Origin of the sequence: Pantoea sp. Pa-EAmG, from assembly GCF_030024295.1 — a bacterium.
Lineage (GTDB): Bacteria > Pseudomonadota > Gammaproteobacteria > Enterobacterales > Enterobacteriaceae > Pantoea > Pantoea dispersa.
Genome location: NZ_JASEWO010000228.1, coordinates 1 through 5897, shown reverse-complemented (window position 1 = coordinate 5897; position 5897 = coordinate 1). Strand labels below are relative to the sequence as shown.

Sequence of the window (5897 nt, the reverse complement as noted above, 5' to 3'; positions counted from 1 at the left end):
AGGTATCGGATTGCGCACTCCAGACTGCGCTGCGCTATCTCATGCTGAGAGTTGACGGCGATATTTTTTATATGTACTGACCCTGACAGCTTGAGTTCCACATGTATCATCCAGCTTCCTATTCTGATGCGCATCTCATCAAGTGAGTACACAGAGGAGATGCGCACATTGCTTTTACCTGAGTCATAAGACACTTATTTTACTGCATTAATAACGTGTTCTGTGACTGGTCAGTAAGGACTGCGCAATCGGCTGATGTTTTTCATCAATCATTGAAGGCGCGTGGTCGAGGCAGGCCAGAAACCGTTCAGCCCAGTCGTGGCAGGTGTTGAGGTGCATCGCTTGCATCATGCGCGCGTGCAGGCTGCGCCGCGTTCTCAGATCAAGAGAAAGCGCAGTGTGAATGGCATCCGCGATTGCGTCAGGATCGTAAGGATTGACAATTATTGCGCCGTCCATCTGCTCAGCAGCGCCGGCAAAGTGTGACAGGATGAGTACTCCCGGGTTATTGCTGTCCTGCAGCGCAACGTACATCTTGGCCATCAGGCTCATGCCCGATAACAGCGGAGTGACCAGCGCCACGCGCGATGCCCGGTAGATGCCGGCCTGCTCCTCACGACTGTAAGCCCGGGTCAGACAGTTCACCGGATACCAGTTCATCATGCCGTGAACGCCGTTTAATTCACCGCAAAGGCTTTCAAGGCTGTGGCTGATACCTTGCGCGCAATGAGCGTGACCTGCTGCCGGGCACGCAAGCTGCAGCAGGTGAATATTATTCAGGTACTGATCATGTTTGCGCAGGAGCACTTCAATGGCACTGATTCGATAGGGAAGCCCGGCGCTGTCATCAAGGTGCCCCCCGCTCAGGACCGTATTTTCTCCCAGCTCCTCCCGGCACTGTTGCTCCATGTATCCGCAGCTGTTGCTGTCGCGCAGGCATTGCGCGTCGTCAAAATCTATGCCGACGGGGAAAACGCCCATACTGACAATGCGTCCCTGAATACGAAATGAGCCGGCTGCCAGTCGCTCGGTGCGGTATTCGCTCTCCAGCCAGACGATGAAGTTATTCATGTCCTGAACCGTTTGGAAACCCAACTGGTCACAGCAAAGCAGGGAATCAGCGAGCCATCGCCAGTCGGGTACGGCTTCGAAAACTTTGCCCGACGGAAAAGGCTGGTGCAGAAAAAAACCGATCGGATGGGTCAGCCCGGCATCACGTAGGTATCGTGCGCAGGCCATCAGATGGTAGTCCTGTATCCAGATGATGTCATCCGGCATGGCATATTCGCTGATGGCACGCGCATAGGCTTCATTAAGCTTCTGGTACTCTGCCCGCCCCTGAGATGAAAACCTGGCCAGGTCGGGACGCTGATGAAATACCGCCCAAAGGCCTCTTTGTACGTAATCACGATAGCCTTCCTGCACTTCGCCGCTGCTGAGGGCAAAGGAAACCGTGTCATACCCGCCATTCTGCCGGAAAAGCAGTGGCCGTGAGCTGTCGGGTGCCTGAACTTCGGTTTTGCCGTTCCAGCTGACCCAGAGTCCCCCCCGGCGGGAGAGAATGCTCTCATAAACGGCTGTAAGGGTGGAGCGCTGAGACTGATTGTGTGACACCAGGATAAGACCTGACATATTGTTTTCCTTATGAGACTGCTGACCTTCCGGCGTGCATTGCTGTAGCAACGTACCCGGAAATGCCGGACGGAGGAGATACTGCAGAATGCCGCTCATGACCGCCTGACCTTCCCGTTTAATGTCTGAGTAAATGGTCTGAAAGACCGGCTTCGGCGTAGCCGGGGTGTCCGGCTTTTAACCCGTAAATTCCCGGGAGCGCCGGATGGCCTGTGAACCCGCATTTTTCAAGGAATTCCTGCGAAGTCTCACTCAGGCAGAGGATCGTGCTGCATCCCCGCGCGGCGGGATGTGAAACGCAGCAGCTCAGCAGCCATGAACCCAGCCCGATAAAGCGATATTCCGGAGAGATATAGAGGTCACGTATCACTGCGATCTCAGCCATGTCCGTCACGATGCGGGCAAAGCCGATCTGGCGTTCGTTTCGGTAAAGACCAAAGCAAAGGCTGCCGCTGAGCGCCAGCGCAAGATGACGGGTGTCCGGGGACTTCACTTCCAGCCACCCGAATATCAGCCGGTGATCAAGCAGTGACGGGTCGGTGTTAATTTCAAGAGCATCCCTGAACCATTTGCGTGGCGACAGCAGGCGAAGACGCTGCTGTCCGGTCAGGTCGGCCAGAGCCGAGAAGCTGCCGTGGAGTCCGTTAAATGCCGGATTAACGCTTTTCATCAACCGATACCTTATGTGTGAGCGCATGCGCGCCCGGTGCAGATGATTTAAGCGCCTTGCATATAAAATTTGCGTAAAATAGTTCTTTGAGAGCATAAAAAACCCGAAAAAACATCATGCTTTTCTTGTTCAGGCCCCCGTCACTCCCACCCATCCTGCCGCGCTGGAAGTGCTGAACAAGCTGCGCGCGGACGGAATGACGCACACGCTAATGCTGACGGGCGATAACGAAGGCACCGCGCGCACTATTGCCGCTCAGGCAGGCGTTGAGGCGTGGCGAGCTGAACTGCTGCCAGAAGATAAGGTCAGTGTGATTGAGGAGTGGCAGCATACAGGCGTGCGCATTGCCATGGGCTGCGCCGGAACGGATTCGGCAATTGAAACGGCCGACGTGGTGCTGATGTCCGATCGAATTAAGCAACTTCCCCATGCATTTGCGCTTAGTAAGCTGACGGCCGCCATTATCCGTCAGAACATTATCTTTCTCTCGCCGTTAAGCTAGTTGCGCTGTCGCTGATATTCCCCGGCTGACGCTGTGGGTGGCGGTTCTGAGTGATACCGGCGCGGCGCTGCTGGTCATACTCAACAGTCTGCGACTGCTGCGCTTCAGCCGTGAACACCTCACCCACTGCCCGGACTTGTGCCGGGCACTGTCCCCCATATGTTGAATTCTTTTCTGAATCAGTCGGGTAGCTGGATTAAAGCGCTCGATCGGATATGCTTCAGTTACGGAAACTGAGGAAATGACAATGACAAAAACACAATGGATTCTAGGTCAGATCACGCGGAAGCTGTGGTTTCGGAGCGCATTATTTGCAGTGCTGGCGGTCCTGACCGCGCTGCTGGCCATCGCGCTGAAACCCGTATTACCCGCTTCGGCTTCGGGTCTGACTGGCGCAGATTCCGTCGATAAAATTCTGACCATCCTGGCTTCAAGCATGCTGGCGGTCACCACCTTTTCACTCAACATTGTGGTGTCTGCCTATAACACCGCCAGCAGTAGCGTTACCCCCCGCGCCACGCGACTGTTGCTTGAGGACCGTACGACGCAGAACGTGCTTGCCACTTTCATCGGCTCTTTCCTCTACAGCCTGGTGGGTATCATTGCCCTCAGCATGGGTGCCTTTGGCGCTCACGGACGGGTGATTCTGTTTTTTGTTACCCTCGCCGTGATAGTCATGATTGTGCTTACGCTGCTGCGCTGGATTCAGCACCTGGCGCTGTTTGGCCGTATGGATGATACCTGCCAGCGCGTTGAGCTGGCCACCGTCCGGGCGCTGAAAGAGCGTCTCAGCACGCCGCTCATGGGGTGCGCGCCCTGGCCCGCTGATGAGCAATCCTTCGATGCCGGGTATGTGCTTACCAGTTCCGGCGTAGGCTACCTTCAGCATATTGACATGCAGCGCCTTGCCACGCTGGCAGAGGAGAAAAGCATAGACATCTTTCTGGAGGTGCAGCCCGGCGCGTTTTTGCATGGCACCACTACTCTGCTAAGGACGGGCATCGCACCGGATGAGGAGACGGCCAGCGAATTCCGCGCGTCGTTTACCGTCGGTGAACAGCGTTCTTTTGAGCAGGACCCACGTTTTGGGCTGTGTGTGTTATCGGAAATTGCCTCTCGCGCCCTTTCGCCTGCCGTCAACGCTCCGGGAACGGCCATCGATATTATCGGACGGGCCGTAAGGATCCTCAGCGCAGACAATAAAACTGAAACGGATAAACCTCTTTATCCCCGGCTGCACATGCGTCCGCTGATGATGCGCGATCTCTTCGATGATGTGTTTACCGCCATTGCCAGGGACGGTGCCGGCATGCTTGAGGTGCAGATTCGGTTGCATAAAGCACTGGCAGCACTCTCCAGATTACGACCTGAAATTTATGCAGAAGAAGCATACCGCCACAGCGCTGGCGCACTCCGGCGTGCAAAGAAGGTGATGTCCTCAGAGGACGATATTGCCATGCTGACGACCCTGTTCGTCAGGCTGAATGTGCCGGATACACACCCTTCCCGGGATAACATGTAGAAGAGAGATAGTCAGCCTCAGCGTGTTGCCTGCCAGAGACAGGCAACACGCTGAATGAGAGTCAGGTACGCCAGAAAAAGCGGGAAAGAAGTATCAGAACCGGGTAGATTTCAAGCCGGCCCATAATCATGGCAACACACATCAGGTATTTGGCCGCCGCATTGAGCGTGCCAAAAGTGGATGCTGTTTCCCCCGCGCCCAGTCCCATGTTGTTAATACAGGCAGCGACCGTCGCAAAGGAAGTCAGCAGATCGTACCCCATCATATTCAGGATCCCGATAAACAGTACGGTCAGCGTGATATAGAGAAAGAAAAAGCTCCAGACAGACCGGAGCACTCTGTCACTGACAACATTGCCCCCTACCCGCACGCTAATCAGCGCCCGGGGATGCGCGAGCTGATGAATTTCTTGCCGGCTCTGGCGGAACAACACCAGAAAACGCAGCGCCTTGATCCCGCCGCAGGTTGATCCTACACAGCCGCCTAAAAAGCTGGCCAACAGTAAAAACACAATAGTATGGGATGGCCAGTCCGCATAATCTGCCGTCGCAAGGCCATTGTCTGTGATCATTGAGCTGGCAAGGAAGTATGCGTGAACCAGACTGTCTCCGAAACCGTACATGCCCGCGTGCCATACCTGCCATGCAGTTACAAGGATCACACCTGCTGCAATAAGCAGGAAAAATTTCAGTTCAGCGTTCCGTCTGAATGGTGCAAACGTCCTGCGGATAACGGCCATGTACCACAGCGTAAAGTTGAATCCGGAGAGTAGTGAAAACGTGCCGGCAACCAGCTCCGCCGCATGGCTCTGATAAAACCCAAGACTTTCACTGTGCGTTGAAAATCCACCAAGAGAAACCGTAGAAAGGCCGTGGCAGACCGCGTCAAAAAAAGGCATTCCGGTCAGCCAGTAAGCTAGCGAGCAGATACTGCCCAGCACACAGTAGGTCAGCCAGAGGCTCTTGGCGGTATCTGCCAGCCGGGGCGTCAGTCGCTCTTCTTTAAACGGCCCCGGCATTTCTGACTGGTAGAGTTTCATTCCCCCGACGCCCAGCAGTGGCAGAACGGCCACGGCCAGCACGATGACGCCCAGCCCGCCAATGAAATTCAGCTGCGCACGATAGTAGAGGTAAGCGGCAGGCAGCTGACTGACATCCCCCACCACCGTTGCGCCGGTGGTGGTGATGCCGGATACGCCCTCGAATAGCGCGTCTGCAAAGCGAAATCCCAGCGAATCGTTCAACCAGAACGGCATTGCACTGATAAGTGAAAAAAGCAGCCAGAACAGAACGATGATGATGAAGCCATCCCGGGTACGAAGCTGAACGCTCGCCTGCCGAGTCAACAGATAAACGGTGCCGCCGCCGCTGAAGCACAGCCCGAAAGTATAAAGAAAATCGACGTAACCGGTGTCATGGGTGAAGATCTCGATCATCATCGGTATCAGCATTGACAGGCTGTAAAGCATCACCAGAAATCCGCTGAGATGCAGAATCACGCCCACTCTTGAGGCATCAGAAAATCGGGTGGGGTTCACTTGATACTCCGCTCATAACTGTAATGTGCCGCTG

Annotated in this window: 5 protein-coding genes; 2 read left to right on the top strand and 3 right to left on the bottom strand. The window is 55.1% G+C overall.

Annotated features, from left to right (window positions below):
* Positions 1-207: 207 nt before the first annotated feature.
* Positions 208-1632, bottom strand: a complete 1425-nt coding sequence (locus QMM04_RS20300; RefSeq protein WP_282996876.1) for a trehalose-6-phosphate synthase — start codon at positions 1630-1632, stop codon at positions 208-210.
* Positions 1633-1750: 118 nt separating this feature from the next.
* Positions 1751-2302 carry a GNAT family N-acetyltransferase gene (locus QMM04_RS20295; RefSeq protein WP_282996873.1) on the bottom strand — a complete coding sequence of 184 codons (552 nt, stop codon included), beginning with the start codon at positions 2300-2302 and terminating at the stop codon, positions 1751-1753.
* 94 nt (positions 2303-2396) lie between these two features.
* Between QMM04_RS20295 and QMM04_RS20290 the strand changes: the two genes are divergently transcribed.
* Complete coding sequence (locus QMM04_RS20290) at positions 2397-2804, top strand: HAD family hydrolase (RefSeq protein WP_282996875.1); 408 nt, start codon at positions 2397-2399, stop codon at positions 2802-2804.
* Between the two features lie 247 nt (positions 2805-3051).
* Positions 3052-4326 carry a DUF2254 domain-containing protein gene (locus QMM04_RS20285; protein WP_282996872.1) on the top strand — a complete coding sequence of 425 codons (1275 nt, stop codon included), beginning with the start codon at positions 3052-3054 and terminating at the stop codon, positions 4324-4326.
* A 61-nt stretch (positions 4327-4387) separates the two neighbouring features.
* On the opposite strand, the gene QMM04_RS20280 is transcribed toward QMM04_RS20285, so the two are convergent.
* The gene (locus tag QMM04_RS20280) at positions 4388-5794 is read right to left on the bottom strand and encodes a TrkH family potassium uptake protein (protein WP_282996874.1); all 1407 of its coding nucleotides are present in this window, start codon (positions 5792-5794) and stop codon (positions 4388-4390) included.
* Positions 5795-5897 lie beyond the last annotated feature (103 nt).

Excerpts from the sequence above, each read along its gene's own strand:
- QMM04_RS20295 (WP_282996873.1), bottom strand. The coding sequence starts at position 2,302 with ATGAAAAGCGTTAATCCGGCATTTAACGGACTCCACGGCAGCTTCTCG.
- QMM04_RS20300 (WP_282996876.1), bottom strand. The coding sequence starts at position 1,632 with ATGTCAGGTCTTATCCTGGTGTCACACAATCAGTCTCAGCGCTCCACC.
- QMM04_RS20280 (WP_282996874.1), bottom strand. The coding sequence starts at position 5,794 with ATGCTTTACAGCCTGTCAATGCTGATACCGATGATGATCGAGATCTTC.
- QMM04_RS20285 (WP_282996872.1), top strand. The coding sequence starts at position 3,052 with ATGACAAAAACACAATGGATTCTAGGTCAGATCACGCGGAAGCTGTGG.